Origin of the sequence: Streptomyces shinuiensis (assembly GCF_043660855.1) — a bacterium.
Classification (GTDB): domain Bacteria; phylum Actinomycetota; class Actinomycetes; order Streptomycetales; family Streptomycetaceae; genus Streptomyces.
Genome location: NZ_JBIHML010000001.1, coordinates 2,785,992 through 2,811,855 on the forward strand (window position 1 = coordinate 2,785,992; position 25,864 = coordinate 2,811,855).

Below are 25,864 nucleotides of genomic sequence, written 5' to 3' on the forward strand. Positions count from 1 at the left end.
GCCGCGTCACCGCGACGTGTGTGCTGATGATGGCACAGCCCGGGGGCTGTCTCCAATCGCGCCCTACGTTACCCGGCTGGCGGGTCCTCCGGCAAAGGGCTTTGCCCCTGGTGGCGGCACAGGTGGTGCGGCGGGCGGGTGGAGGTGCGCAACGGCGTGCGCGGTGGCGCGTTGGAAGGGGGAGGGAAGAACCCGCAGTCACTCGGGTCCGCCCGCACCACACCTTCCGGGAGCCGCCATGCCGCGCCGCCGTACCGCCGCAGTCCTCGCCGGGGCCGCCGTACTCGCCACCGTACTCACCCCCGCCTCCGCCCGCCCCTGGCCCGCGCCCATGCCCCTGCCCATGCCCGAACCCGTCATGCCGTCCGCCCGGCAGGACCAGCTCACCATCACCGTCGCCACCTCCCCGGACGGCGTCGCGGCACCGCACACGGCGCCGCGCGGGGTGCGCGGGGGCGGGGCGCCGACCCGGCGGACGCACACCCTCGACTGCCACCCCGCCGGCGGCAGCCACCCCGACGCCCTCGCCGCCTGCGACGCCGTCGACCGGGCCTCCCAGGGGCCGCGCGACCCCTGGCGGCCCGTCCCCGCGGACGCGATGTGCGCCCAGATCCACGGCGGTCCGGCCACCGCCCGCATCACCGGGGTGTGGCGCGGACAGCGGGTGGACGCCTCGTTCCGGCGTACGGACGGCTGCGAGATCGCCCGCTGGAACGCCCTCGTGCCCGCCCTCCCCGGCCCGGAGGAGCTTTCGGAGGAACCGTCGAAGTGACGGACGTCATACGCCGGCCCGGCCCCGGGCCCGCGTTCTCCCCGCCCTCCCCACGCATCCGCCGTCGCTTCCGCCGCTGCTGGCCGTAGACTTCCCCTCCAGTGGCACGCGCGGGAGAGCGGCGCACCGATCCGGTCCCGGTTCAGTCCCGGCCCGGTCCCCGGCCCGGTTCCGGCGCTGCCACGGTGCACCAGCTGGTCAGCAGGGAGGATGCGTCGTCGTGAGCAGCAGGCCGTCCCGAGGCGCTGCTCGCCTCGCAGCCATACTCGACGCACTGCCGGACGCGTTGCTGTTGGTGAACTGCAACGGCACGGTCGTCAACGCCAACAGCATCGCCCTGGAGGTCTTCGAGTCGCCGGGCACGGCCCTGGTCGGGCGCGGACTGCTCGACCTGCTCCCGGACTTCGACTCCAAGCTCATCCCCGGCTCGATGCGCCGCCCCGACGACGCCCCCCAGCCCCGCACCAAGCCGACACGGATGGTCGCGCGGCGCACCGACGGAACGCAGTTCATGGTCGAGGTGACCAGCGCCAACCTGGAGGACGGGCGCACCCCCTACGAGTCGTCCTTCGAGGCCGCCTTCGCCGACCACGGCAACAGCTACACCGGCGACGAGCTGCTCATGCTCGTCGTCCGCGACCTCACCGGCACCGTCGACACCGAGGCCGAGCTGGCCCGGCAGCAGCGCCAGACCGAGATGATCCTGCGCGCCGCCGCCGAGGGCGTGGTGGGTGTGGACACCGAGGGCCGGGTCGTCCTGGTCAACCCGGCCGCCGCGCAGATCCTCGGCTACCGGGCCGGTGAGCTGGGCGGGCAGAAGCTCCACCCGCTCGCCCACCACTCGCGTCCCGACGGCAGCCAGCTCCCGTGGGAGGAGACACCGCTCGCCGACAGCCTGCGCTCCGGGCGCAAGCACCGGGTGCGCGGGCAGGTGCTGTGGACCAAGGGCGGGCGCGCGGTGCCGGTCGACATGACGACCGCGCCGGTGCGCGACGGCGACCAGCTCGTCGGCGCTGTGCTCGCCTTCACCGACCGCACCGCCCACGACGCCCTCGCCGCACGCCACGAACAGCTCCTGGCCGTACTGGAGAACGGACTGCGCGGGCCGCTGGAGCAGCTCCGCGGCGAACTGGGCGGGCTGGCGGCCGATCCGGCCGGGCATCTGTGGCCGGAGGCGAACCAGACGCTGCACTATCTGGCCGCCGGCTACGCGCGTATGACCACGCTCGTGGACAACGTACTGGGCTACCAGCGGCTGGACGCGGGCGCCGAGCGGCTCGCGCGCGAGACGGTGTCGCTGGACGAGGTGGTCTCGGCCGGTGTCGAGGGCGCGATCGAACTGATCGGGCCCGGGCGCGCGCAGTTCGCGGTGCACGCCCCGCCGATCGAGGTGGAGGTGGACCCGGCGCGGCTGGCGCAGGCGCTGGCCCACCTGGTCGCGGACGTGGCCGGCGTGGACGCGACCGGCAACGCGCAGGGCCCCGCCTCCGGCGACTCGACGATCGTGGTCGCGGCGGCGCGGCGCGGGGACGTGGTGCGCATCGAGGTGCGCGGCCCGTACGGCGGCGGCAGCCCGGTGCACGAGCCGCTGGTGCGCGGGATCGTGCGGCGGCACGGCGGTGTGCTCCAGACCCACCGGGTGCCCGGCGCCGGGGACGGCAGCGCCTATGTGCTGGAGGTTCCGGTCGGCTCCCCCGACCCGGCGAAGGCGGCGGCCCGGCGGAAGCAGGGCACCCGGAAGCAGGGCGCCCGGGAGGAGCGGGCAGAGCAGGGGCCGGAGGCGGAGGACACGCAGGGCTCCCTGGACACGCAGGCCGCCCGGGGCGGGGGCGAGACGACGGTGATGCCCGTGCCGTCGCAGCCGGTGCGCGGCACGGCCGCCGCACACGCGGCGGGCGCGGCGGGCGCGGCGGAGGCCGCCGGCGGCGGGGCGATCGCCCTGCCACCCGGCTCACAGGACCGGGCGGAGACCGCCGCGCCGGACGACGGCAGCGGTGCCGGGGCGGTGCCGCCCGGCGGCGGACGCCGCCGGGCGCGGCGCGCGCTGGCCCAGGGCGGCGAACACGCGGAGGACACCGGGGGCACCGGCGACAGCGGTGAGCATGCGCTGCCGTCCGCACAGCAGCCTTCCGCGAGCGGCGCGGACGCGTCCGCGCCGTCCCGGTTCCCCCAGCAGAGCACGGGCCGGCGTGCCCGCCGGCCCGTCGCCGGGTCCGAGGCGCCTGCCCCGGCCGCTCCCGCACAGGCTCCGGGGCGCGCGGCGTTCGCGCTGCCGCCCGGTCCGACCCCGGCTCCGGCATCGCCCCCGGCTGCTCAACCCGAGCAGCAGCCCGCGCAGCCGCAATTGCAGCCCGTACAGCCACAGTCCGGGCTGTCCCGGGCGGGAGAGCCCCAGCCCGTACGGACACAGCCCGCTCAGCAGCCCGAGGCCGCGGCCGTCCAGGAGGACCGGCCGACCGGCCGGCGCCGCCGCGTACCGCCGCCCGAGGAGACGCCGCAGCCGGCTCCCGACGCTGCCGGGCCGCAGGCTCCCGGGCCCGAACAGCACACCCCCGCCCAGCACCCCGAGCACGCCCAGCACCCCGAGCACGGCGGCGCGGACGGCGACGAGCAGCAGGCCCAGGCCGACCTCACCGTGGTCGCGGCCAGCCCCATCCTGGGCGGTACGGTGCCGCCCGAGGCGGCGCCCCGGCGGCGTGCGCTGCCGATGCCGGGCAGCGAGGCGGCGGCGTCGGAGCAGACCTCCGGCGTCAGCGTGCGCACCCTCGGCCAGGGCGTGCCCTTCGCCCGGCAGGCGGGTGAGCAGCACACCGGTCGGCAGGCGGTCCAGCAGCCCGCGCCCTCCACACTCCCCGCGTCGACCACGCCACCCACACCCCCCGCGCCGCGGCCTCCGGCCCAGGCGCCCGCTCCCGGCCCCACCTCCACGCCAGCGCAGACCAGCGCCGGTCAGGGCCGCCGCCGCAAGCTCGCGGCTCCGCCGGTGGAGAAGGAGCGCGCCGCCGAGGCGGCTGCCGCGGCCGTCGCCGCCGCACCGCCGCAGGCCCATCCCCAGTACCCGCCGGCCCAGCACTCCCAGGGCGGGCGTGAATTCGCCATCGGCGCGCCCGAGGCCGGGGCGGAGGGGCCGGAGCATCTGGACGGTCCGGGCGGCGCCGTGGAGGTCACCGGCGGCAGCGGCCAGGTGCCGCTGCCGGCCGACGACGAGCTGCCGCCCGAGCCCCTGGACAACCCCCGGCGGCTGCTGGTGTGGCCCGAACCGGACGTCTCAACCCAGCAGGCCCTGACCGACCGCGGCTACCGCCCCGTCATCGTCCACTCCCGCGAGGAGGTGGACGCCCAGATCGCGGCGTACCCGGCGGCCCTCTTCGTGGACCCGCTGACCGGCCCCATCACCCGTACCGCCCTGCAGTCCCTGCGCCAGGCGGCCGTCGCCGCCGAGGTTCCGGTGCTGGTGACGGCCGGGCTGGGGCTGGCCTCGCGCGAGGCGGCGTACGGCGCGGACCCGGCCGTACTCCTCAAGGCCCTCGCGCCGCGCGACAGCGAGCAGCACCCGCCGCGGGTGCTGCTGGTGGAGGAGCACGCGGCCATCGCGGAGGCCATGGCCGCGACGCTGGGGCGGCGCGGCATGCAGACCGCGCACGCCCCCTCGGACGCGGAGGCGGTGCAGCTCGCGGCGCAGATCCGGCCGAACCTGGTGGTGATGGACCTGATGCAGGTGCGCCGCCGCCGTGCCGGGATCATCGACTGGCTGCGGGTGAACGGCATGCTCAACCGAACGCCGTTCGTCGTCTACACCTCCGCCTCCATCGACGAGGCGGAGCTGCCCGGCCTGGCCTCCGGCGAGACGGTCCTCTTCCTCGCGGAGAGGTCCACGAACCCGGAGGTGCAGGCGCGCATCGTGGACCTGCTGGCGAAGATAGGCGCCAACTAGTGCCGCGTCAGGCAACGTTCGCGCTGGAGGCATCCTTGCCCGGACACGGGTGAAGCCCGTTGTGATACGTTCGGCGCCGCCGTGCGCTGCTGCGAACCGAGGAGGTGAGACCGATCAACGCTTCGACAGGTCGGGACTCCCTCCTTCGCATGGTCCAGGGAGTGCCCGCAGAAGGCATCCCGAAAGGCTTGAAACGCTATGCGCTTCAGCTCTGCGACGTCGTGCGGCGGCGTCTGCGAACAGCTCTTTGCTCTTGGTGAGATTCCCGGCGTGCTGTGGACGCCAGAAGGTGCCGTCGGTACTCGTCCCCTCATCCTGATGGGGCACGGAGGCGGTCAGCACAAGAAGGCCCCCGGCATCGTGGCCCGTGCGCGCCGCTTGGTGGTCGAGTGTGGTTTTGCGGTGGCGGCGGTCGACGTGCCCGGCCACGGTGATCGGCCGAAGGATGAGGAGTACGACCGGATCGCGACCGAGAACCGGGCTCGCGTGGACGCCGGAGAGGAGCTGGCTCCGCTGATCGCTGGTTTCCAGGCGCTCGTAGCCCGCCGGACCGTCCCGGAATGGCAGGCGGTCCTGGACGCGGTCCGGCAACTTGAGCATGTCGGCGCCGGCCCGGTGGGCTATTGGGGTGTGTCGTTGGGGTGCGGACTCGGCGTTCCGTTCGTTGCCGCCGAACCCCGGGTCCGCGCAGCGGTACTGGGTCTGGGCGGGGCACTGGCATCAGCCGATGTCGCCGCACGGATCACTGTCCCGGTGGAGTTCCTGGTGCAGTGGGACGATGAGCGAGTGCCGCGGGCGCAGGGCTTGGCGCTGTTCGACGCCTTGGGCTCGGCCGAGAAGACCCTGCATGCCAACCCCGGGAAGCACGGGGAGATCCCGGCATTCGAACTGGACAGCACGCTGCGGTTCTTCGCCCGGCACCTCGGCTGACACTGCCTGCGCCAGTCCGCGACGCGCCGATCGGGATCCGTTCCCGACCGGCGCGTTCAGCGAACACTGGCCGGCTCGGCCGACAGAGTTCGGGGTCGGGAGATCGACGGTGGCGAGGGCGGCGCCTACTGCGGATCGTCCGCCGGAGTACCGGTTCTGTGGTGACCTGGCGGCGGGCACGGACGGTGCTGCTGTCCGCGCAGGTCATACCCGAGGACGGTGAGCCGGAGGTGGTGTTCTGCCTGGACGAGTCCGGGCCGCCCAACCTCCGGCCCCGCCCCGGGCGGCAGTGGGCCGGGCGCGGCGGCCGGCACAAGGACCACGACCGGGGGTCAGGCCCCGACGGCGGGCGCCCCACACCCGCCCGCACGGGGTGAGACACCTGTTCGCCGCCTTGGACCTGAGCAAGGCCCGGCTCTACGGTCATACCAGGCCGACCGAGAACCGCACGAGGTTCCTGGAGTTCTGCCGCTACCCGCGCAGTCTCTGCCCGGCCGACGTCCGCCTGGCGATCGTGTGGGACGACTTCTCCCCGCACCTGACCACCAAGCGCTGCCGCCGGGTCGCGGGCTGGGCCGAGGCGAACAACGTCGAGTTCGCCTACACGCCGACGAACTCCTCCCGGCTGAACCGCGTCGAGGCCCAGTTCACCGCACTGCGCCACTTCACCCTCGACGGCACCGACCATGCCGGTCACAAGGAGCAGGGCAGCATGATCCGCCGCTACATCATCTGGCGGAACAAGCACGCCGGCGACCAGCGCCTACGCGCCGTCGTCGACAGGGCGAACGTTGCCTGACACGGCACCGGGCACGTCGGCCAGACGCCGGTCAGGTGCCCGCGGTCTCGTCCGGCCGGAGGCCGTCGAGGATGAGGGCAAGGCCGAAGGCGAACTCCTCGGCGTAGTCGTAGCCGGGTTTGAGGACGTGCTCGGCGGCCAGTTCGGCGAGGTGGGGGTACTCGTCGGCGGGCATCTCGCGCAGGATGGCGCCCGCGACCTCGTCCTGCTCGGCCGCGCCGGTGAACGGCAGGCTCAGCTCCTGGAGCACGAAGCCGTACAGGTAGCTGTCGATCAGTGAGACGGCGTGCGCGGCCATCCGGACGGAGAAGCCTCCGGCGCGCAGGGCTCCGATGACGGCGTCGTGGTGGCGCAGGGTGGCCGGGCCGGGCCGGGAGCGGGAGTCCATCAGGCCGACGGCCCACGGGTGGCGCAGGAGGACGGCGCGGGCGGAGACCGCGCGCCGGCGCATGGAATCCTTCCAGTCCGTGTCGCGTAGCGGCAGTTCGATCTCGCCGAACACCGCGTCCACCATGCCGTCGAGGACGTCGTCCTTGCCCGACACGTGGTGGTAGATCGACATCGCCTCGACGCCCAGCGGCTCGGCGATGGCCCGCATGGTGAGCGCGGCCGACCCCTTCTCGTCCGCCACCGCGACCGCCGCGCGGATCACGCGCTCCCGGCTGAGCGGGGTGCGCGCCGGCGCCCCGCGCCGGACCTTTCCCGCCTCGCGCATCCGCCTCTCCTCTCGCTCCGCTTGACCACCTTACGACGTAAGGCTAGCGTATCTTACAACGTAAGGTGGAAACTCCACAGACTCCGGCGGAAGGGCTGAGCCATGGAGACGGATCAGGTGAAGAAGGTCTGCATCGTCGGAGCTTCGGGGAAGCTCGGGCAGTACATGGTCCGGCACGCGCTGGAGCGCGGCTACGAGGTGGTGGGCGTGTGCCGGGAGCGCAGTGTGCCGAAACTGGCCGAGTTCGAGGGCCGGATGACCGTCGTCCCCGGAGACACCGACGACCGGGAGGTGATCCGGCGGGCGGTCGCCGGATGCGACGGGGTGCTGACGGTGCTGGTGCCCTGGGGTGTGCGGCAGTACGCGTCGGGCACGGCGCAGGCGGTGCTCGACCACGCGCGGCCGGGCGCGCGCCTGGTCTTCTCCTGCGGCTGGCACATCACGCGCGACGGCAAGGACAGGTACTCGCCCATGTTCAGGCTGGGTGTCCGGGTCGCCGCCTGGCTGGGCAAGCTCGTGCGCTACGTCGAGATCGACGACCAGGTGGAGGCGTGCCGCCGGGTGTTCGCCAGCGGCGCCCGGTGGACCGTGGTGCGCGGCAGCAGCCTGGAGGAGGGCGAGAGCCAGGGCCTGCCCGTGTGGAGCCGGCACGTGGGCGACCCGGTGCTGGCCAGCGATATGACGCGCCGGGTGGACTTCGCGCTGTTCATGGTGGAGGCGCTCACCGACGACACGCTCGTGCGGGAGGCCCCGGCGATCGTCGGCCGCCTCACCCCCAGCGCCCTCGCCCACGCCGGGGGCCGCGCCGGGGGCCGCGCGAACACGCCCGGTTGAACCGGCCCCGGCCGGAACGCGGGCGGCGGCCCGGACGGGGATCCCCGTCCGGGCCGCCGCCGCGCCCCGTGCTCGGGTTGCGGTCTCCGCGCGCCGTGCGCGGTCAGAGCCGGGTGACGTCCAGCTCCCCCTGCGCGTACTGCGCCCGGATCACCTTCTTGTCGAACTTGCCGACGCTCGTCTTCGGCACCGCCGGGATCACCGCCCACCGCTCGGGAAGCTGCCAGCGGGCGACCTTGTCGGAGAGGAACTCGCGCAGATCCTCGTACGACACCCCGTCGGCGCCCTCCTTGAGGACGACCGTGGCCAGCGGGCGCTCGCCCCACTTCTCGTCGGGCACGGCCACGACGGCGGCCTCGGCGACGGCCGGGTGGCCCATGAGGTGGTTCTCCAGCTCCACCGACGAGATCCACTCGCCGCCGGACTTGATGACGTCCTTGGCGCGGTCGGTCAGCGTCAGATAGCCGTCGGAAGTGATCACGCCGACGTCGCCGGTGCGCAGCCAGCCGTCGGGGCTGAACTTGTCCTCGGGGCGCAGGGGCTCGGCGTCCGCGCCCCCGTAGTACGCCCCGGCGATCCAGGGCCCGCGCACCTCCAGCTCACCGGCGGACTCGCCGTCCCACGGCATCTCGGTGCCGTCCGGGCCGATCAGCCGCGCCTCGACGGAGGCCGGGAAGCGGCCCTGGCTGACGCGGTACGGCCACGCCTCCTCCTCGCTCAACCCGGCCGGCGGGTGGGCGACGGTGCCCAGCGGGGAGGTCTCGGTCATGCCCCAGGCGTGGGTGACGGTGACCCCGTACTTCTCGCCGAACTCCCGCATCAGGGAGGGCGGGCAGGCCGAGCCTCCGATGGTGACGTTCTTCAGGGAGGAGATGTCGCGCGGGTTGGCGGCCAGCTCCGCCAGCAGCCCCTGCCAGATGGTGGGCACGGCCGCCGAGTGGGTGGGCTTCTCGGCCTCGATCATCGCGGCGAGCGGGGCCGGCTGGAGGAAGCGGTCGGGCATCAGCAGGTTGACGCCGGTCATGAAGACGGCGTGCGGCAGGCCCCAGGCGTTGACGTGGAACATCGGCACCACGGGCAGGGTGGTGTCGGCGTCCGTCAGGCCCATCGACTCGCCCATGTTGACCTGCATGGAGTGCAGGTAGACGGAGCGGTGGGAGTAGACGACGCCCTTGGGGTCGCCGGTGGTGCCGGAGGTGTAGCACATGGCCGCGGCCTCGCGCTCGTCCAGCTCGGGCCAGTCGTACGAGACCGGCCGGCCCTCGATCAGCGCCTCGTACTCGTGGACGGCCGGGCGGCAGCCCTCCAGCAGGGAGGTGTCGCCGGGGCCGACGACCACGATGTGCTCGACCGGCTCCAGCTTGGGCAGCAGCGGCGCGAGCAGCGGCAGCAGCGAGCCGTTGACCAGGACGACACGGTCGGCCGCGTGGCCCACGACCCACGCGAGCTGCTCGGCGGGCAGCCGGAGGTTGAGGGTGTGCAGGACCGAACCCATGGACGGGATGGCGAAGTACGCCTCGACGTGCTCGGCGTTGTTCCACATCAGGGTCGCCACGCGGTCGCCCGGGGCCACGCCGAGCTCGGCGCGCAGGGCGTGGGCGAGCTGGGCGGAGCGGGTCCCGACCTCGGCGAACGTCCTGCGGTGCGGTTCGCCTTCCCCGGTCCAGGTCGTGATCCGCGATTTTCCGTGCACCGTTGTTCCGTGTCGCAGAATGCGCGAGACGGTCAGCGGTACGTCTTGCATCGTGCTCAGCACCGGGGCCTCCCGTGAACGAAATATACGTGCGCCGCCTCGAACGGGCGGCGCGGTCGTTGCGGGAAGCCTGCCACCGACCGGTCGGTATGTCACTAGGCCGGACCCGGATATGTCGCCGTCTTTCCCCCGGGCCCGCCGCTACGCGGCGACCGCCGCCTCCCCCTCGAAGTTCCCCGAGTCTCTCAGCTCTCTCATGCCACCTCCGCCTCTCCCGGCGCTCCCCCGCACCTCTCGCACCTCTCGCACACCAAGCGTCCCCTGCATCCCCTGCACTACCTGCGCCTCTCGCGCCTCCAGCGCCCCTCGCCGTTCCTTCACGTCCCGCACTCCCCCCTCCGCCCCGCCGCCCAGCACGTCCGCCAGGAGCCGCGGGTCCTCGCGGAGCTTGGCCAGCGCCCGCGACACCGCGCTCTTGACCGTGCCGACCGAGACCCCGAGCACCGCCGCGGTCTGCGCCTCGCTCAGGTCCTCGTAGTAGCGCAGGGTCACCATGGCCCGCTGCCGCTCCGGGAGCGCCAGCACCGCCCGCCACACCGCGTCGCGCACGGCCTGCCGCTCGGCGGGATCGGGGCCGGGCACCGGATCGGGCTCCGGCGGCTCCTCGCAGAAGTACTCGTCCACCCGGCGCTTGCGCCACTGCGAGGTGCGCGTGTTCACCAGCGCGCGGCGCACGTAGCCGTCGAGCGCGCGCTGGTCCTCGATCCGCTCCCACGCCAGATAGGTCTTGGCCAGAGCGGTCTGGAGAAGGTCCTCGGCGTCGCTCGGGTTGGAGGTGAGCGAGCGCGCCGTGCGCAGCAGCACCGGCCCGCGGGCCCGTACGTACGAGGTGAACGTCAGCGGCGTCACGGTCGCGCCCGTCCCATGCGTGGTCATGGCCCAACGCTAGGATCCGAGCCCCCTGCCCCGGATCGGTCCCAGGTCCCGATGCCGCGTCCCCCTCAGGGTGGAGGCGGGCCGCCGCCTCCACCCCTGGGAGGGGGAGGAGTCCCCGTACCGCCTCGGGGTCATCCCGGTGACCCCCGCGCGCGGCGGCCGCGCGCACAACAGCAGAGCGGCCGCACCGAGTGCGGCCGCTCTGCCCCATCCCTTCTCCCGGGACACCGGCCGGTTCCCCGCCCGGCCGGCGCCCGTCGGCTCATCCGAGCCCGTGAAGCGCGTGCACCACCACGGCCCCGAACCGGGTGATGCGGGTACGTGCCATGTTCTGTCCTTCCGGAGCGTGTGCCTGAGGTTGTCGCAGCGACGTCGCGAACTCAGACTGCCCGACGAAAACCCGGCGAACCACCCACAACGCCTCATCCACTCGCAAGAATGACGACGTGTCGATAAACCTCCCACGCAACCACATACCCCCTTCCCACCCGTCCGCAGCAGGGCGGACACCACCGGCACGCCCCTCGCACGCCCGTACGCGCCCTCACCTCACGGCTCCCGCGCTCTCCCTACGCGCCCCGCGTCGAGGGTCAAGCGCCCCCACCGGCCGGCAGTGGAACGGCACGGCCTTGGGGGCGCGTCATCCCTCCGGGGGCACATGACGGCGCCCCCGGAGGGGGAGACCGCACATGGACACGGGCGGATTCGCCGGGTGGGTAAGGCACTTCGAGGACGAGCGCGAGCGCAGACGCGCCCAGGGCGACCCGGACTGGGAGCGGGGCGCCACCCTCCACCCCGCCGTATGGAGCAGTGTCCAGCGCTTCCAGGTGGGCGAGGACGGCGACGGCGCCAACCTGATCGCCAAGGCGGACCGGGCCGGGGACCCCGACTAAGCGCGGGCGGTCCGGCTGTTCGTCGCCGAGGAACGCAACCACGCCCGCCTCCTCGCCCGCCTGCTGGCGGCGGGCGGGGCGCCGGTTCTGACCGGCCACTGGAGCGACAGAGCCTTCGTACGGCTGCGGCGCCTGATGGGGCTGCGCATGGAACTGCTGGTGCTGATGGTCGCGGAGGTGGTGGCGCTGCGCTACTACCGCGCCCTGCGCGACGGCGTCGGCGACCCGCTCACCTCGGACGTGGCGGGCCGCATCCTGGCCGACGAGCAGCGCCACATACCGTTCCACTGCGAGCGCCTGCACGCCTCCCTCGCCCAGTTGCCCCGCCCGCTGCGCCGCCCGGTGATGTCCCTGTGGCGGCTGATGCTCCTCGCCGCCTGCCTCGTCGTCGCCGCCGACCACGGCCCGGCACTGCGCCGCCTCGGCCTCGGACGCCGCCGCTTCACCGCCGACGTCATGGCCTCCTCCCGCACGGCGGTCACCGCGATCCTGGCCCCGCGCCCGGCCGCCAGGCCGGACGAACAGCCCGGCACCCGATCGGGCAAGGCCTGACGGATGGGCCGACGACGACCGACAGGCCGTTCGGAGACCGTCAGTCCAGCGCCTTCTCGATGGCCTCGAAGACGTCCGCGTCGGTCTCCTTCTGCCAGTCGGGCAGGTCGGCCCAGTCGGCCACGTACCCCGGCTTCGGGTCCTCGAAGTGCTTGAACATCCGGGCGATCCAGCACGTGGCGACGTAGCGGCCCTTCTGCTCCCGGGTGAGGCGCGAGGCGTGACCGCCGCTGAGTTCGAGGAACTGCCGCACCTGCTCGTAGACGGCCCCGGCGGCCTCGCGCTCCCACTGCGGGGTCTCCTCCCAGGGCGTCACATAGCCGGGCTTCGGCTCGCCGGGGAAGTGCTCGCGAACGCCTGCGATCCAGGACTCACGGAACAGCCGCGCGCCCTCGGCCCGGGTCATACCCGCCCCTTCCATCACGTCGCGCCCTACGGCACGTTCTGCCCCTTCACAGCCGCCACCTGCCGGGCCCGCTCGTCGAGTTGGCGAACCGCGCGCAGCCTCCGGCGGGACGCGGTGCGGCGGCGCATGGTCTCGAAGTGCTCGTCCCCCCGCGCCGTGGACAGCATCGCGTAGTCGTCGAGGAACGTGTGCCAGGTGGCGCAGGCCTCCTCGACATGCCCGTACTCGAACTGCCGCTGCGCCAGCACCGCGTTCGCGTGGAGGCGTCCCTGCCGCTCCTGCTCGGGCTTCGCCCGGAGCGAGGCTTTCAGTGCCGCGATGGACCCCGGCAGGTCACGCGTCTCGTACAGGACGTGCGCGACGTGGAACTGGTAGGCGGACGTGTCGTAGCCACCGATCGACTCCCGGCGCGAGTCCGCCTTCGACAGGGCCGTCTCGGCCTCCCCGAGCCGCTGGAACGCCTGCCGCCTGTCGCCTGTCGCCCACCATGGAAGCGGCGTGCGCCTGCTGGCCCCGCAGAAAGGCCACCAGGCGCGGCCCCGCCTTGGGCGCGGCCTCGGCCGCCGAGTCGGCCAGCTCCAGCGCCTTCCTGCCGTACCGCAGGTTCGAGGCCTGAAGGCTCATGCCGCGCAGCGTCCGGCAGTACGTCACATGGTCGCCCGCCTCACGGGCGAGGTTCAACGCCTGCAGGTAGTACTTCTGCCCGAGCCCGTGCCGGCGCTCGTACATGGCCATCCAGCCCGTGAGGTACGTCAGGTCGGACGTGGCGGAGAGCAGGTCCTTGCGGACGGCCTCCGTTGCCGATGCCCGCAGATACGGCGCGACGGTGTTGACCAGGAAGGCGGCGGCCATGGGCCGTGCGTGGCCACCGCCCAGCTCGTCGAGGATGTCGGCGATGCGATCGGTCATGGTCCGCACGGTCGCCACCTCGCCCTCGCCGATACGGGTCGTCGGCCGGGTGGGACGCGCGCGTTCCTCCGCGTGTGCCTGGTCCGAGAACAGGGGGACGGCGAGCGTGGCGGAGTACAGCCCTGCGGTGAGCACACCGCGGCGACTCGGTTCCATGTCGGTCCTTCCGAGATCCAGGAGAGATTCGGCAGTGTCTCCGCTTTCCGCGCCCTTCTGATTCCCCGGCCGCCGAAAGCCCGCTTCCGCGTACGTGACGGGCCGTCCGAGCCTGCGCCCCAGAACTTCGAGGACGACGGGCCTGACCTGCTCCCTCGGTTGCGTTCCGCGAAGCCAGTGAGCCCGTTCCAACCTGGCCGCCGGGCAGGTCAGTTGGGATGACAGACAGGTGAAGCCCCTGGTAGATGGGTTTTCGACCAAGAAGAACCGTCTCCACCAGAGGCTTCGTGTGCTTGTCTACCCGTCCGGCGTCGACGTGTCCAGCTCTGCCCTGCGCTTCCTGTCCGCCAAGCTCCGTCAGCGCCGCCGGGAGCTCGGCACCCGGTGGCGGCGTCTGAGTCCGGGCCGGCAGGCCCTGCTCACACTCGCCCATCTCCGCAACGGCCACCCGTACGCCCAGCTCGCAGCCGGATTCGGTATCGGGACCACCACCGCCTACCGGTACGTCACCGAGGCCGTCGAGCTCCTGGCCGCGCTCGCCCCGACTCTTGCGGAGGCGGCCCGGACGGCATCGTCGAAGGCGTTCGTGCTGCTGGACGGCACCCTGCTGCCGATCGACCGCGTCGCCGCGGACCGCCCCTTCTACTCCGGGAAGCACAAGGGGCACGGGATGAACGTGCAGATCCTGGCCGATCCCACCGGTCGGCTGCTGTGGACCTCACCGGCTCTGCCCGGAGCCGTCCACGACGTCCGGGCCGCCCGCGAGCACGGCATCATCGCCGCTCTCACGGCCACCGGCATCACCTGCTGGGCCGACAAGGGCTACCGAGGCGCCGGAGGCACGGTCCGTGTCCCGTACTGGGGACGCTGGGAGACGCTCTCCCAAGGCCAGAAGGCCGTCAACCGGTCCCACGCCAAGATCCGGGCCCTGGTTGAGCAGGCCGTCGCCACCCTCAAGTCCTGGCGGCTCCTCCGCAAACTGCGCTGCTCGACCACCCGCATCACAAGCCTCGTCCAAGCCGTCCTGACCCTGCATCTGGCCAGCTCAGACCGATGATGGAAAGAGCTCAGTGGCCGTGTTCGGCTTTTCTGTGCGCGTCGTTGCGGTGCGTTTGGGAGGGGCCGGGATTGGCACTGATGGAGTTGTCGGTTATCGAGCAGAGATACCGGGCTGCTCACATAAGCCGGTTTCATGTCTGTATCAGGCTTCTGCCGAGCTGGGGGCAAGCGCAGTTGCACTCCACGGCGGGAATGCCGGTGGTGGGGTCTGGCGCACGGCTTTCACCAGAGAAGGCCGCGCCGTCGAGATAGACCGGATGCTGTGCTGAACGCGGGCGCCTATGTCGTGGGATGTCGCCCAGCGGCTGGCAGCGTAGGCCAATTCTTCAGGTGCGGAGGAGTGATGGGGCCAGCGTCCTTGCGCGGTCGTGGAGGTCGCGGGCGGTGCGGTTGCGCAGGTGGGGGCGGATCAGGGTGACCATGGTGCGGATGCGGTCGTCCACTCGTCCGCTCTGGACCATCGGGTACTCGTCCAGCGCGCCGTGCCAGGTCTTGCACGCCGCTTCCAGGTGGCCCATCTTCATCTGGAACTCCGCGAGTGTGGCCCGTTCCTTGACCCTGGAGCGACGGTAGACGTCGTAGCACATGCGGTCGGACTCGCGCATGGCCTCCACGGCTCCGGGAACGTCGCCGAGTTCATGACGGACATGGCTGATGTGGTAGGCGAGCGCGGCGGGGTCGTAGGAGCCGAAGGTCTTCGCTCGTGACTCCGCCTTCTCCATCGCCACTTCCGCGTCCCGGAGGTGGGCCAGGGCGGTGCGGCGGTCGCCGATCTGGGCGGCGGCGTGGGCCTGCTGGCCGGCGAGGAAGGCGCGCATGCGCGCCCCGGCCTGCGGGGAAGCGGCGGCTGCCGCGTCGACCAGGCGCAGGGCCTCCGGCCCGTGGCCGAGGTCGGTGGCCTGGACGCTCATGCCGCGCAGCGTGGTGCAGTAGGTCAGGTGGTCCTCGGCCGCGCCGGCCAGTTCCAGGGCTTTGAGGTAGTACTGCTGCGCCAGCCCCTGCAGGCCCTCGTCCACCGCCATGTAGCCGGTGAGGTAGCACAGGTCGGAGGCGGCCGAGAGCATGTCCTTGCGCACGGGCTCGGGGGCGTCGGCGCGCAGGTACGCCGAGACGGTGTTGACGATGAACGAGGCGGCCATGGGACGGGCGTGACGGCCGCCGAACTGGTCGTCCAGTTCGCTGATGCGCTCGGTCATGGCGACCACCATGTCCACCTCCGGCCGCCCGATGCGCACACTGCGGCCGGCCCGTACCGCCTCCATCCGGCCCACCACGTCCTGCCAGCCGGGGACGGCCAGCGCCACGGAGAACAGGCCGACGCCCAGCACGCTCCTGCGGGATGGGTCCATGTCCGTCCTCCCGAGGTTCATCAGTCCTTCCACGGTATCCGCGCCACAGCTCGCCTCCTCGGCCTCCAGACCGATCTCGGCCAGCGTGACCGGCCTGCGCAGCCGACGGGACAGGGCCTCACGGATGAAAGGGCGTACGGCCTTGCGCGGCCGGGTGCCGCTCAGCCAGTGGCTCACCGCGGACTCGTCGTACCGCAGCGGCACCCCGGCCTCCGCCCCGACGCGGTTGACCGCCAGGGCGAGTTGGGACTGCGACCACTGGCTCTCGGTCAGGACGCGCCGCAGGCCCTCGTTCGGCTTCCCGGCTCCCATGTCCACTCCCCCGCATCCACGCGATCTTTCATGGGTTTCACGCGCTGCCGCTCCACCCACGGTACCGCCCAGAGTAATCGCACGGTTACGTATCCGTGAGCACGGAAATGGTCGGTCTCGAAGGCCAGCGTGCGGAGGGAATCCGTCGCACAGTCCGCCGTGACACGGGTCCGGCCATGGCTGTCGATGGCGCCCAGAGCCAACTCGACGGCTTGCAAAGCCGGTTCGGAATCAGCGTCCAAGCAGCACAAGGCACCGGCCGGCAGACAGCACCACCCGACAAGAGAGAAAACACTGGTGACAGTGATCGTCAAGACTCCGCCGGCCCGGAAAGCCACCACCCGGCTTCTGTGGCTGGACCTGACGCGGAAGTGCCAGCTCGCCTGCGGACACTGCTACAACTCCTCCGGCCCGAGCGGATCGCACGGCACTATGACCCGTGAGGACTGGGTCGGCGTTCTGGACTAGGCCGCGGCCTGTGGCGTGCGTGGGGTGCAGTTCATCGGTGGTGAGCCGACCATGCACCCCGACTTCACGGCCCTGGTGGACCACGCGCTGAACGCCGGTCTGGAGGTGGAGGTCTACAGCAACCTCGTGCACGTCTCCCAGGAGTGCTGGGAGATCTTCCGGCGCAAGGGCCTGGCGCTGGCTACCTCCTACTACTCCGACCGGGCCGAGACCCACAACGCGATGACCGGCCGCCGCTCCCACGCCCGGACGCGGGAGAACATCGTCAGGGCCGTCCGGCTCGGCATCCCGCTGCGCGTCGGAGTCGTCACCGGCGACGAGGGCCAGGCCGCGGGTGCCCGGCGGGATCTGGAAGCCCTGGGCGTGGAGCGGATCGGCGTCGATCACGTCCGGCCCTTCGGGCGGGGCGGACAGGGACAAGCCCCCGACATGGCCAAGCTCTGTGGCCGGTGCGGATCGGGCGTGGCCGCCATCGGCCCCACGGGGGAGGTGTCCCCGTGCGTGTTCTCCGGCTGGATGGGCGTCGGCAACGTCAGGCACACCCCGCTCGCCGCTATCCTCGGCGGCGACGCCATGACCCGCGCCACCACGGCCATCCAGGGCGCGGCCGGGAGGAACGACCCTTGCGGCCCCGACGACGAGGAGTGCACGCCCGGCTTTCCGGGCAGCTCGTGCAGCCCGAGGAACTGAGGACGATGGATACGCCCCTTCTCGCCGCCGACTTCCAGGAGCTGATCCGCCCGCACACGGGGGAACTGGCGCGTGCCCGCCCCACCACTGGGGGGCACAGCTCGGACGTCGCCACCGTGGTCGAGTGCGAGAAGGGGCCGTTCTTCGTCAAGGCGGTTCCCAACCGGCCCGGCGGCCGACGCGACTCCATCGTGCGGGAGCGGCTGATCAACCCGGCCGTACGTTCCCTCTCCCCCGCGCTGCGGTGGCACGCGGAGAACGAGGCGTGGGTCGTGCTCGGCTTCGACACCGTGGAGGGGCGGGCGGCCGACTTCTCGCCGGGCTCTCCCGACCTGCCCACCGTCGTCGGTCTGGTGGGCCGGATCGGGGAGCTGGACCTCCCCGAGGTCGCGCGGGAGTGGCCGGAGACCCGGTGGGACCGGTTCGCCGGGGACGAGGGGCAGGCCGCCCTCCTCCGGGGCGATGACCTGCTCCACACCGACATCAACCCCGGCAACATGATGGTCGGTGAGCACACCGCCTGGGCCGTGGACTGGTCCTGGCCAACCCGTGGCGCGGGCTTCATCGACCCGGCCTGTCTGGTGGTGCAGCTCATCGCGGCCGGGCACAGCCCCGAGGCGGCCGAGTCCTGGGCTTCCGGCTGCGCGGCATGGGTGGATGCGGACCCCAAGGCCGTCGACGCCTTCGCCCGGGCCAACGCGCTCATGTACCGCGCCTTCGCCGACCGGAAGCCGGACGCCTCGTGGCTCGGGGCCATGGCGGACGCTTCCCGGGCGTGGGCCGACCACCGCGGCGTGAGCACGTAGCGTGGAGGACTGAGCGGTTCTCCCAGCAGGGCTGCCCGCCATGTCACCCTGCCAACAGAGACGAGGGGCCCCTACGGCGGTGGGGGTCCTTCGTCATGCGCGGATGCGGTTGGGGCCGCCCTCGCCCACTCCCCCGCGTCCGCGCGGTCTTTCATGGGTTTCACGCGCTGCCGCTCCACCCACGGTACCGCCCGGGGTAATCGCACGGTTGCGTATCCGTGAGTACGGAACCGAGCGTCAGGAAGGACGTACATGGGCGGGAACGCCTTCTCACAAGGGGTCGAGGAGCGGATCGGGGAGGGGCGTGTGCGCTCTGCGGACGGGTGCGGGGATTCCGGGGTGCACCCGGCGGGGGCGGAGGGAGGCCCGGTGGAGCCCGCCGCCGCGTCGGCGCGGCCGCGCACCGGCCGGCTGAGCACGGTTCCCTACATCGCCTCGTGGAGCCGGGAGCGGATGCGCCGCCCGCCCGTGGTGCGGCGGGTGGGGTCGGGCGGCGAGGGGATCGGTTTCGCCGGGGAGTCCGCGTACGACCGGGACTGGCGCGGGGTGCTGTGGACCAGGCAGACCCTCGCGCGGGGCAAGGGGCACCCCCAGTACCACACGGTGCACACGCTGCGGCAGCGAAGGGCCATGCGGTACATGCTCTGCCAGGTGTGCGGCGGGCCCACCCCGGAGGACGGCCCGCGCCTCTTCGTGCTGCGGGACGTCGGCCGCCCGGTGGAGGAGGGCGAGCGGACCACGGCGCCGCCGGTGTGCGTGCCCTGCGCCCGGATCTCCGTACGGGAGTGTCCGCGGCTGCGGGAGGGGCACGTCGCCGCGCTGGTGGACCGGCCGTACGCCTGGGGTGTGGCCGGGATCGTCCACCACCCGGTCACGCTGGAGCTCCTCGACACCGCCCTGCAGGAGGTGTCCTACGAGGACTTCGCGGTCCGGTGGACCCTGGCCCACCGGCTGATCGTGACGCTGCACGACTGCACCCCGGTGGACCTGGACGCTTTCGCCGCGTGAGCCGGGCCGACTGCCGGGCCCCGCCTGCCCGATGATCGGGCAGGCGGGGCCCGGCGTCATCCGAATCGTGCGCGAGCCGCAGTCTCCGGGCGCGTCCTCACCAGTCGCCTCCGCTCTCGGCTTCGGCTTCGTGGAGTCGTTCCGTGATGTCATCGGCCCAGTCCCGGGTCCATCGGCGCAGCTCGGCGATCCGCTGGTCGTCCAAGCCGTAAGCGGTGAACTCGGTGTCGTCGATCCAGTCGGCGCCGGCGAGGCGGGCTTGGAGTTCGGAGAAGTCGAAGGTGTCACGGGCATGGCGTCCACCGAGCTTCTCGAGTTCCCTGTGGCTCCAGAGATCGGCTGCGGCCCGGACATCGACGAGGTCGCGGGCGAGACCACGGTCGGCCAAGGCACGGACCTTGGTGCCGACCACGTCCTCCAGGGAGAGCACCGGACCGTGCTCGGTCTGCACCGGAGGACGCCACAGCACCTCTTTGAGGATGTCCACCTCGCACTGGGCATCGGTTTCGGGGTCGGTGACGACCAGCCGGGCCGACAGCGGAGCGGCCTCCAGCATCCGTACGCACCATCCGCGTTCCTCCAGGCCGACGTGCACGGTCCGTGCGATGTCCTCCATCCGCTCCGGGTTCTCGGTGGCGACGTCCAGGTCCTGGCTGAGCCGGTCGACCAGCCCGTGTGCCTGCACCGCGTAGCCCCCGGTGAGGACGAGAGGATAGGAGCCGCCGACGGCGAGTACGTCCGTGAGGAGCCGCCTGTGCAGATCCGTGAGGTTCACGCGACGGCGGAGGTGCCGGGAGCCAGTTCGGGAAAAGCGTTCTCCCAGGCACTGCGGATGTCGCGACTGACCAGAGTGCGCAGTACGGGCCACAGGTCGGTCAGCAGCTCGCGGTTGAGGTACCGGACCAGATCGTCGTGCATACCCTCGGCCAGGACGATCCGGTACAGGCTCATCCTCAGCCGGGGCTGATCGAGATCGAACCGGGTCAGCCCTGACCACGCCAGGTGCAGCGGCAGGTCGACGGTGCCGTGGACCGGGCCGGTGAGTTCCGTCAGAGCGCCGGGGAGGCGTCGAGTGAACTTGGCACGGCGGAGATCGGAGATGCTGGGCACGGCTGACATACACCGATTATCCCGCAGTGGTACGGCGTGGCTCCTCTCAATCCTCAAAACCCGCCGGACAAAGTTTTGTGATCGGCCGATTACTCTATCGCCTCAAGACGCGCTGAGGGGGCTGAACGCGTTGGGTCACGATGAGGATGTGTCGGCATATCTGGAGCAGGTCCGTCACCTCGCCAACCAGCTCGTGCACGCAGACGATCCCTATGACACCGGCTTGCAGCTCATGGGCGCCACGCTGGACGTCTTCACCACGTACGAGCACGCGGGCAGCGTCTACCTCCTGTGGGGCGCCCTGACGGACTGGGTTGAGCTCAGGCCGCACGAGGAGGCTCTCGCCATGCGGCACATGGTGACCGCCGCGAGGGAATGGCTCCAACTCGACCCGCATGACGGCGAGGCCGTTCGCCGCTACTTCCAGCACTGGCTCTACGAAGTCCTCGGCTACGACCGGGAGCAGCGGTAAGGGCAGCGTCTACCCATCGGAACGCAAGTGCCCCTTCCGTGCCTCGTCGAGCAGGAGACGACAACCACCGGCGGGTGGCGGGGATGGCGACGGCCCCCGACCGGGTGGGCTGGTCGGGGGCCGTTGTGAGGTGCGGAGGCTGTGGGATTTGAACCCACGGTGGTGTCGCCACCACGACGGTTTTCAAGACCGTTCCCTTAGGCCGCCCAGGCAAGCCGTCTCAGCACCTCCCACCTGGGGCGGAGCGGGTATCACACACCAGGCTCGCACCGTCCGCGGACGCCGTGGTCCACACGAGGTCCATCGGCTCTGCCCAACGCAGGTCCGCTCTCGAACCAGTCTCTGGTCGGGGGCTCAAGCCGACACCATCACTCCTCGGAGTTGGGTCGGCCTCGCGCGACTGGTTCCGCACCCGCAGTCATCCACTGGAGTCTCCGGGGCACAGTGGCGTGAGCGACTGTTGTGCCTTCCGATCCGTAAAGTTGGGTACGGCCCCAGCCCTTGGCGCACCTCACAACATGGTGAGCTCAGCGTAGCCACCAGAGGCGTAGGTGTCCGGTCGTTGCCGCTGCGGCTGCGGCGCCACTGGACGACCGAGAGGGCACTACCCGACCCGTTACTGAGGTTGAACTCGTGATGTCGCTGGGTTGCTCAGGTGGCTCTGATGGCCAGGCCGGTCTCGGCGAGGCAGCCGTCTATGAGGTGGCTGCGGTACTGGATGTGGCGTAGGCCGTGTCGGATGCGCTGGACGAGGTGTTCGGGGGTGGAGAAGGCGACGTTGGAGAGCCAGCCGCGTCGCAGGAGGGACCAGATCCCTTCGACGGGGTTGAGGTCGGGTGCGTAGGGCGGCAGGTAGTAGATCGTCAGCCAGTCCCGGGCTTCGGCGAACTCCCGCAGGTCGGCGGCCTTGTGGACGTTGAGGTTGTCCCAGATGAGCACGATCGGGCCGCCGAGCTGCTGGTGGGCGGCGATCAGCAGGTCCCGGTAGTCGCGCCAGGAGAAGCTCTTGCGGCCGTCGCGACGGCCGTCGTCCCGGCGTGTCCGGTAGATCAGCCGAGACCGGTGGCCGGGTTTGTAGCAGGTCAGCGCCGCGATGGATATGCGTCTGCGGGAACGGCCACGGACCCGCACCACCGGGGTCCGGCCGCGCTGTGACCAGGTCTTCGCCTGCGGCGGCGTCATGGAGAATCCGGCCTCGTCCTCGAAGACAAGCCAGGCACCACGGGCCGCCGCGAGTCTTCCGCGCAGGGCCATACCTCCTTGACCCACCCGGCCACCGCCTCGTCGTCCCGCTCGACGGCGCGTCGGGCCGGGACCTGGCAGGACCAGCCGTTGCGCACCAGGAGCTTGCGCACGCCCTGGACCGTGTAGGTCAGGTGGAAGCGTCGGCCGATCACCGTCTTCACACGGCTCAGTGTCCAGCGTTGGTCTTCCCAGCCGTGCGCGGCGGGCCCCTTGACCAGCTCCGCCTCCAGCTGGGCGAACTGCTTCTCGCTCAGCCTCGGCAACGATGCCGGCCCCTGTGACCGCAGAGCCCGCGGACCGCCCTCATCCCACATCCGCCGCCACCGCTGCACCGAGCGGACGCTGACCCGCAGGTCCCTGGCGATCACCGAGCTCGCCTCGCCCTGGGAGAACCTCTCGGCGGCCTTCAGCCGTAACTCCTCGCGGAACTGCTGCCGTTCGGCGGTCAGCCCGCCCCCTTGTGGATACCGCATGCTCCGGTGATACCGCACCGGCGAGGAGTCGTCAGCCCCTACGACTCCACGAGTTCAACCTCAGTAGGTACTGACGCGCGGTGTGACACATATCCCGAGCGACTTGTGGCGCAGCCGGGAGCCGTGCAAGACTCTGCGGACCGTACATTTACTTGACCTGACATACGACTGGAATGACGATGAGCGAAGACCTGGTACTGCGCAACGCGAGGAAGCTGGGTCGGTTCGGCTACCTGACTCTCGGAAGCACCACCCTCTCGCAATTGCGGAAGAGCAAGTTCATTCGCTCAAAGTTGGCAGAAGATGAACTTCTCCGCAAGCCCGACGGCATCGTCTTCCTCCCCATGGGAGGAATCAAGGCGGTAATTGAGGCTAAGCGCCCAAAAGAACTCACCAATTCCAAGCTGCCTGGAATTGTCGAGCACTACAGCCCTATCGCAAGGGCAGTATGCAAACTTCTGATCATCACCGACGGCAAGAGATCGTACTGGTATAACGCACTAACCAAACAGCCCGTATTGGACGAATTCGGAAATCCGCTCACATTCCACTTCGACATCCCCAAGATCGAAGACAAGGCACTCTCCCCAGAGGATGAAGCTAGGATTGTCGAGCTAATCGACCTGGCAGACTCGAGCCTAACCAAGGAGAACAATAAACTCACAGAACACCACATCATTGACCCAAGTGGACTGGCCAAGAAGGTTTGGCAGAAAATTTGGATCAACACCGGCAAGGAGCCGGAGAAGTGCCTTTATAACGTCGTAGAGATCCTCCTCTTTAAATTCCTAAGCGACATCGGAGTACTGGCTGGAAATTACTCCTTTAGGCAGATAGTCGAACTACTCGCGACCGAAGGCGACAAGGAGGCACTGCACCACTACGGGAACATCACGCGTGATCGCATTCGGAAACTCTTCCCCAAGGGAGAAGACCAAACTACGGTCATCAATGGAACCATCTTCGTCAACGAAGCCGGCAAACCGAACTTTGCACAAGCCGGGCTTTTTGGCGAAGTAATCCGGGCGTTTCAAGAATACGACAACGAGAACGGATCTCTTCAATACATCGATCACCAGTTTAAGACGCGACTGTACGAATCATTCCTACGTCAGCAGGCCGGCATTCGCTCGTTGGGCCAGTACTTCACCCCGCGCAACGTCGTCCAGGCGATCGTCCGTATGTCCAACGCTGGCGCGCTCCGTGATGGCGATAGCCTCTGCGATCCCTTCTGCGGGGTAGGCGGCTTCCTTCTCGAAGCAATCGCCGAAAACCAAAACCTGAGGGATCAGTTCATTCCCGAGAAGGGGAAAGTAAACCCTCGGATCAAGATTCGCGGCTACGACAAAGGGTCAGATGAAAAGGACGACGAAAGGACAATCATCCTGGCAAAAGCCAACATGCTTGTGTACCTGTCGGACCTTTTGGCCTCTTACCATTCGGAAGCATATCTGAGAGAGTTCTCAACCAACGCCTTCAACTCGGTATTCAAGCTAATTCGCTCGAACTTGGGGACCTATGAGCGGGTGGATGAGGATGAGGTCTATGACCTGATCCTAACCAATCCCCCATATGTAACCAGCGGATCTGCAAGTATCAAGAATGCGATTGAAGCGTCCTCGCTGAGCGACTATTACACTGCCGGAGGTCGAGGCACTGAGTCTCTCGCCATGCAGTGGATTATTCGCCACTTGAAGCCCGGCGGCCAAGCTTTCATTGTGGTTCCTGACGGTCTACTCAACCAGGAGCCAATCCTTGCCTACATCAAGGAGGAGTGTGATGTTCTATGCGTGGCTGCGCTGCCGAGCAGAACTTTCTATTCAACTCCGAAGAAAACCTACATCCTGGGTTTGAAAAAGAAGATCGCATCAGAGGAGCAGAAATCCCCGGTCTTCACGTACCTGGTATCTGAGATCGGCGAATCCAGGGACACGCGCCGAGTGGCGATCGAGGCGAACGACTTGCACGCGATGGTGCGAGAGTTCACCTATTTCAAGGTCGCCCCTGCGGGCTATGATTCTTCGGACCCTCGCTGCAAAATCATCGATTGGTCCAGATTCAACGGGCTATCCAACTGGCTGGTAGATCGCAGTTGGACTCATGAAGAGAAGGTCGACCTGGGGGTGGTTGAGGAGATTTTTGAAGTAGACCAAGATGCTTTCCGGGCTCTGATCGGAGATGCCCGTACAGCCCTGGATGACCTTTTGAAGGAGCTGGGGTGACGACCTACTCAGAGTTCCCCATCGGCGACCTCTTTGAAGCTGTGAATGGCAGGGCTAAGTTCATCCGAGACTACATGGATGCGCACCCTGGCCCGTACCCGGTATTCTCGGCTTCCCTCGTCAAACCCTTCGGATATGTAGACGAGTACGAATTCGAAGGACGCTTCCTCACCTGGGTTATGAACGGCTACGGTGGCCGCGTGCAGGAAGTCGAAGGCCGGTTCTCTGCTAACCGGGACCGCGGTGTGCTTATCCCCAAGCCAGTTATCAACCGAGCGGACCTAACCTACCTTCGCTTCGCCATGGAGCCTCAACTTGTGGCAGCTGCGGTAGGTCGGCGGGTGGACGGCCGTCTTAATGAATACACCAAGATTTATCCTCAGACTGCGCTAGAGCAGGTCATTCAGGTTCCCGTAACTTCGACAGGCGATATCGACCTTGATCGGATGAAGGAGGTAGGGGCCAAGCTTCGCCGTATCGAAGCTGCACAAGCGCGCCTAAGAGAGGTCCACGAGACTCTCGACAAGGCTAGGTTTCCATTCCTCTGCGCCCCTCCTAGCATCACGATCAGTCTTGGCGACGAAAACTTCTTCCGCCTGTCTATTGGAAATCGCGTGCTGCGCAGTCAGCACGTCACGGATGGCGTTCCGGTCTACAGCGCGAACGCTCGCAGCCCTTTTGGTCATGTCGAGTCCTCAAACCTACAGGACTTCAAGTACCCATCACTGCTATGGGGGATCGACGGAATTTTTGACTGGAACTTGATTCCAGCTGGCGAACGCTTCGCAACGACGGACCATTGCGGACGCGCCGAGATCCTGGATAGTCGACTTGATCCCGCCTATCTGTTGGCTTATTTGAGGATGACTCGAAACACCTACGGATTTGATCGGGTGTTTCGGGCAAGCCTGCGCAATGTGAAGGTTAATGTGCAGGTAACGGTTCCTGTAGATGCGAACGGGGAGATCTCCCTCAGTCGCCAGAAGGAACTAGCCGCAAGCTTCTACCGCAGAGAAGAGGCCCAGCTCACCGCTCTGGCCTCCATCTCAGATGTGCTTGGTTCTCGCATGGCGGTCGATCTGTGACATCAGATAGGGCCAACGACGAAGGAGGTGCCCGCG

General features: G+C 69.7%; 19 protein-coding genes and 4 pseudogenes. 14 read left to right on the forward strand and 9 right to left on the reverse strand.

The genetic code is table 11. The annotated features are described in order from the left end of the window. Nucleotides 1-238 precede the first annotated feature (238 nt). The 4 genes and pseudogenes from ACGRHY_RS12570 to ACGRHY_RS12585 form a co-directional block, all read left to right on the forward strand. Nucleotides 239-772, forward strand: coding sequence for an SSI family serine proteinase inhibitor (locus ACGRHY_RS12570; RefSeq protein ID WP_394635430.1), 534 nt, complete (start codon nt 239-241; stop codon nt 770-772). A 220-nt stretch (nt 773-992) separates the two neighbouring features. After that, on the forward strand, nt 993-4,706 hold the full coding sequence (locus tag ACGRHY_RS12575; protein WP_394635431.1) for a PAS domain-containing protein: 3,714 nt from the start codon (nt 993-995) through the stop codon (nt 4,704-4,706). Between the two features lie 198 nt (nt 4,707-4,904). Then, entirely contained in the window at nt 4,905-5,636 is a 732-nt protein-coding gene (locus ACGRHY_RS12580) for a dienelactone hydrolase family protein (RefSeq protein WP_394635432.1), read from the forward strand. A 200-nt stretch (nt 5,637-5,836) separates the two neighbouring features. Further along, a pseudogene (locus tag ACGRHY_RS12585) lies at nt 5,837-6,435 on the forward strand (transposase); the annotation flags it as partial. Nucleotides 6,436-6,466: 31 nt separating this feature from the next. Here ACGRHY_RS12585 and ACGRHY_RS12590 read toward each other — a convergent pair. Further along, nucleotides 6,467-7,150 carry a TetR/AcrR family transcriptional regulator gene (locus tag ACGRHY_RS12590; RefSeq protein ID WP_394635433.1) on the reverse strand — a complete coding sequence of 228 codons (684 nt, stop codon included), beginning with the start codon at nt 7,148-7,150 and terminating at the stop codon, nt 6,467-6,469. 102 nt (nt 7,151-7,252) lie between these two features. On the opposite strand from ACGRHY_RS12590, the gene ACGRHY_RS12595 reads away from it, so the two are divergent. Then, nucleotides 7,253-7,984, forward strand: coding sequence for an NAD(P)-dependent oxidoreductase (locus tag ACGRHY_RS12595; RefSeq protein WP_394635434.1), 732 nt, complete (start codon nt 7,253-7,255; stop codon nt 7,982-7,984). Nucleotides 7,985-8,087: 103 nt separating this feature from the next. On the opposite strand, the gene ACGRHY_RS12600 is transcribed toward ACGRHY_RS12595, so the two are convergent. Continuing rightward, nucleotides 8,088-9,740, reverse strand: coding sequence for a long-chain fatty acid--CoA ligase (locus ACGRHY_RS12600; protein ID WP_394635435.1), 1,653 nt, complete (start codon nt 9,738-9,740; stop codon nt 8,088-8,090). A gap of 363 nt (nt 9,741-10,103) precedes the next feature. Further along, nucleotides 10,104-10,613: pseudogene (locus ACGRHY_RS12605) on the reverse strand (SigE family RNA polymerase sigma factor); the annotation flags it as partial. Nucleotides 10,614-11,302: 689 nt separating this feature from the next. Here ACGRHY_RS12605 and ACGRHY_RS12610 point away from each other — a divergent pair. Further along, nucleotides 11,303-12,058, forward strand: a pseudogene (locus ACGRHY_RS12610) (ferritin-like domain-containing protein). 40 nt (nt 12,059-12,098) lie between these two features. On the opposite strand, the gene ACGRHY_RS12615 reads toward ACGRHY_RS12610, so the two are convergent. After that, a complete protein-coding gene (locus tag ACGRHY_RS12615; protein WP_394635436.1) occupies nt 12,099-12,464 on the reverse strand; it encodes a hypothetical protein in 366 nt (121 codons plus the stop codon). A gap of 26 nt (nt 12,465-12,490) precedes the next feature. Next, nucleotides 12,491-13,712: pseudogene (locus tag ACGRHY_RS12620) on the reverse strand (NsdA family TPR-like regulatory protein); the annotation flags it as partial. Between the two features lie 106 nt (nt 13,713-13,818). Between ACGRHY_RS12620 and ACGRHY_RS12625 the strand changes: the two are divergent. Further along, a complete protein-coding gene (locus ACGRHY_RS12625) occupies nt 13,819-14,586 on the forward strand; it encodes an IS5 family transposase (RefSeq protein WP_394633730.1) in 768 nt (255 codons plus the stop codon). Between the two features lie 328 nt (nt 14,587-14,914). On the opposite strand, the gene ACGRHY_RS12630 is transcribed toward ACGRHY_RS12625, so the two are convergent. After that, on the reverse strand, nt 14,915-16,249 hold the full coding sequence (locus ACGRHY_RS12630) for an NsdA family TPR-like regulatory protein (RefSeq protein WP_394635437.1): 1,335 nt from the start codon (nt 16,247-16,249) through the stop codon (nt 14,915-14,917). A 297-nt stretch (nt 16,250-16,546) separates the two neighbouring features. Between ACGRHY_RS12630 and ACGRHY_RS12635 the strand changes: the two genes are divergently transcribed. The 4 genes from ACGRHY_RS12635 (at nt 16,547) to ACGRHY_RS12650 (ending at nt 19,221) form a co-directional block, all read left to right on the forward strand. Continuing rightward, on the forward strand, nt 16,547-16,717 hold the full coding sequence (locus ACGRHY_RS12635; RefSeq protein ID WP_394635438.1) for a hypothetical protein: 171 nt from the start codon (nt 16,547-16,549) through the stop codon (nt 16,715-16,717). Between the two features lie 24 nt (nt 16,718-16,741). After that, nucleotides 16,742-17,407 carry a radical SAM/SPASM domain-containing protein gene (locus ACGRHY_RS12640; RefSeq protein WP_394635439.1) on the forward strand — a complete coding sequence of 222 codons (666 nt, stop codon included), beginning with the start codon at nt 16,742-16,744 and terminating at the stop codon, nt 17,405-17,407. A gap of 5 nt (nt 17,408-17,412) precedes the next feature. Continuing rightward, the gene (locus tag ACGRHY_RS12645) at nt 17,413-18,213 is read left to right on the forward strand and encodes a protein kinase (RefSeq protein WP_394635440.1); all 801 of its coding nucleotides are present in this window, start codon (nt 17,413-17,415) and stop codon (nt 18,211-18,213) included. A gap of 369 nt (nt 18,214-18,582) precedes the next feature. Continuing rightward, nucleotides 18,583-19,221, forward strand: a complete 639-nt coding sequence (locus tag ACGRHY_RS12650) for a hypothetical protein (RefSeq protein WP_394635441.1) — start codon at nt 18,583-18,585, stop codon at nt 19,219-19,221. A gap of 97 nt (nt 19,222-19,318) precedes the next feature. Here the strand turns inward: ACGRHY_RS12650 and ACGRHY_RS12655 are convergent, their stop codons facing one another. Both ACGRHY_RS12655 and ACGRHY_RS12660 read right to left on the reverse strand, forming a co-directional pair. Beyond that, nucleotides 19,319-19,996 (reverse strand): nucleotidyl transferase AbiEii/AbiGii toxin family protein, encoded by a 678-nt coding sequence (locus tag ACGRHY_RS12655; protein WP_394635442.1) that lies wholly within the window; start codon nt 19,994-19,996, stop codon nt 19,319-19,321. Next, on the reverse strand, nt 19,993-20,340 hold the full coding sequence (locus tag ACGRHY_RS12660; protein WP_394635443.1) for a transcriptional regulator: 348 nt from the start codon (nt 20,338-20,340) through the stop codon (nt 19,993-19,995). Before ACGRHY_RS12660 ends, ACGRHY_RS12655 begins: the two co-directional genes overlap by 4 nt. Nucleotides 20,341-20,479: 139 nt before the next feature. On the opposite strand from ACGRHY_RS12660, the gene ACGRHY_RS12665 reads away from it, so the two are divergent. Beyond that, nucleotides 20,480-20,803, forward strand: coding sequence for a hypothetical protein (locus ACGRHY_RS12665; protein WP_394635444.1), 324 nt, complete (start codon nt 20,480-20,482; stop codon nt 20,801-20,803). Between the two features lie 651 nt (nt 20,804-21,454). Here ACGRHY_RS12665 and ACGRHY_RS30265 read toward each other — a convergent pair. After that, a protein-coding gene (locus ACGRHY_RS30265) for an IS630 family transposase (protein ID WP_491630960.1) occupies nt 21,455-22,521 on the reverse strand; the annotation gives its coding sequence in 2 pieces (ribosomal slippage) (nt 21,455-22,075 and nt 22,078-22,521; 1,065 coding nt in all). 179 nt (nt 22,522-22,700) lie between these two features. Here ACGRHY_RS30265 and ACGRHY_RS12680 point away from each other — a divergent pair. Then, nucleotides 22,701-24,743: an HsdM family class I SAM-dependent methyltransferase gene (locus tag ACGRHY_RS12680; RefSeq protein WP_394635446.1), complete on the forward strand. Its 2,043-nt coding sequence runs from the start codon at nt 22,701-22,703 to the stop codon at nt 24,741-24,743. Continuing rightward, nucleotides 24,740-25,828: a restriction endonuclease subunit S gene (locus tag ACGRHY_RS12685; RefSeq protein WP_394635447.1), complete on the forward strand. Its 1,089-nt coding sequence runs from the start codon at nt 24,740-24,742 to the stop codon at nt 25,826-25,828. The genes ACGRHY_RS12680 and ACGRHY_RS12685 overlap by 4 nt, the downstream gene beginning before the upstream one ends. The last annotated feature ends 36 nt before the right edge of the window (nt 25,829-25,864 follow it).

Coding starts and splice junctions, on each gene's coding strand:
- ACGRHY_RS12570 (WP_394635430.1), top strand. CDS start 239: ATGCCGCGCCGCCGTACCGCCGCAGTCCTCGCCGGGGCCGCCGTACTC.
- ACGRHY_RS12580 (WP_394635432.1), top strand. CDS start 4,905: ATGCGCTTCAGCTCTGCGACGTCGTGCGGCGGCGTCTGCGAACAGCTC.
- ACGRHY_RS12590 (WP_394635433.1), bottom strand. CDS start 7,150: ATGCGCGAGGCGGGAAAGGTCCGGCGCGGGGCGCCGGCGCGCACCCCG.
- ACGRHY_RS12595 (WP_394635434.1), top strand. CDS start 7,253: ATGGAGACGGATCAGGTGAAGAAGGTCTGCATCGTCGGAGCTTCGGGG.
- ACGRHY_RS12615 (WP_394635436.1), bottom strand. CDS start 12,464: ATGACCCGGGCCGAGGGCGCGCGGCTGTTCCGTGAGTCCTGGATCGCA.
- ACGRHY_RS12630 (WP_394635437.1), bottom strand. CDS start 16,249: ATGGGAGCCGGGAAGCCGAACGAGGGCCTGCGGCGCGTCCTGACCGAG.
- ACGRHY_RS12645 (WP_394635440.1), top strand. CDS start 17,413: ATGGATACGCCCCTTCTCGCCGCCGACTTCCAGGAGCTGATCCGCCCG.
- ACGRHY_RS12660 (WP_394635443.1), bottom strand. CDS start 20,340: ATGTCAGCCGTGCCCAGCATCTCCGATCTCCGCCGTGCCAAGTTCACT.
- ACGRHY_RS12680 (WP_394635446.1), top strand. CDS start 22,701: ATGAGCGAAGACCTGGTACTGCGCAACGCGAGGAAGCTGGGTCGGTTC.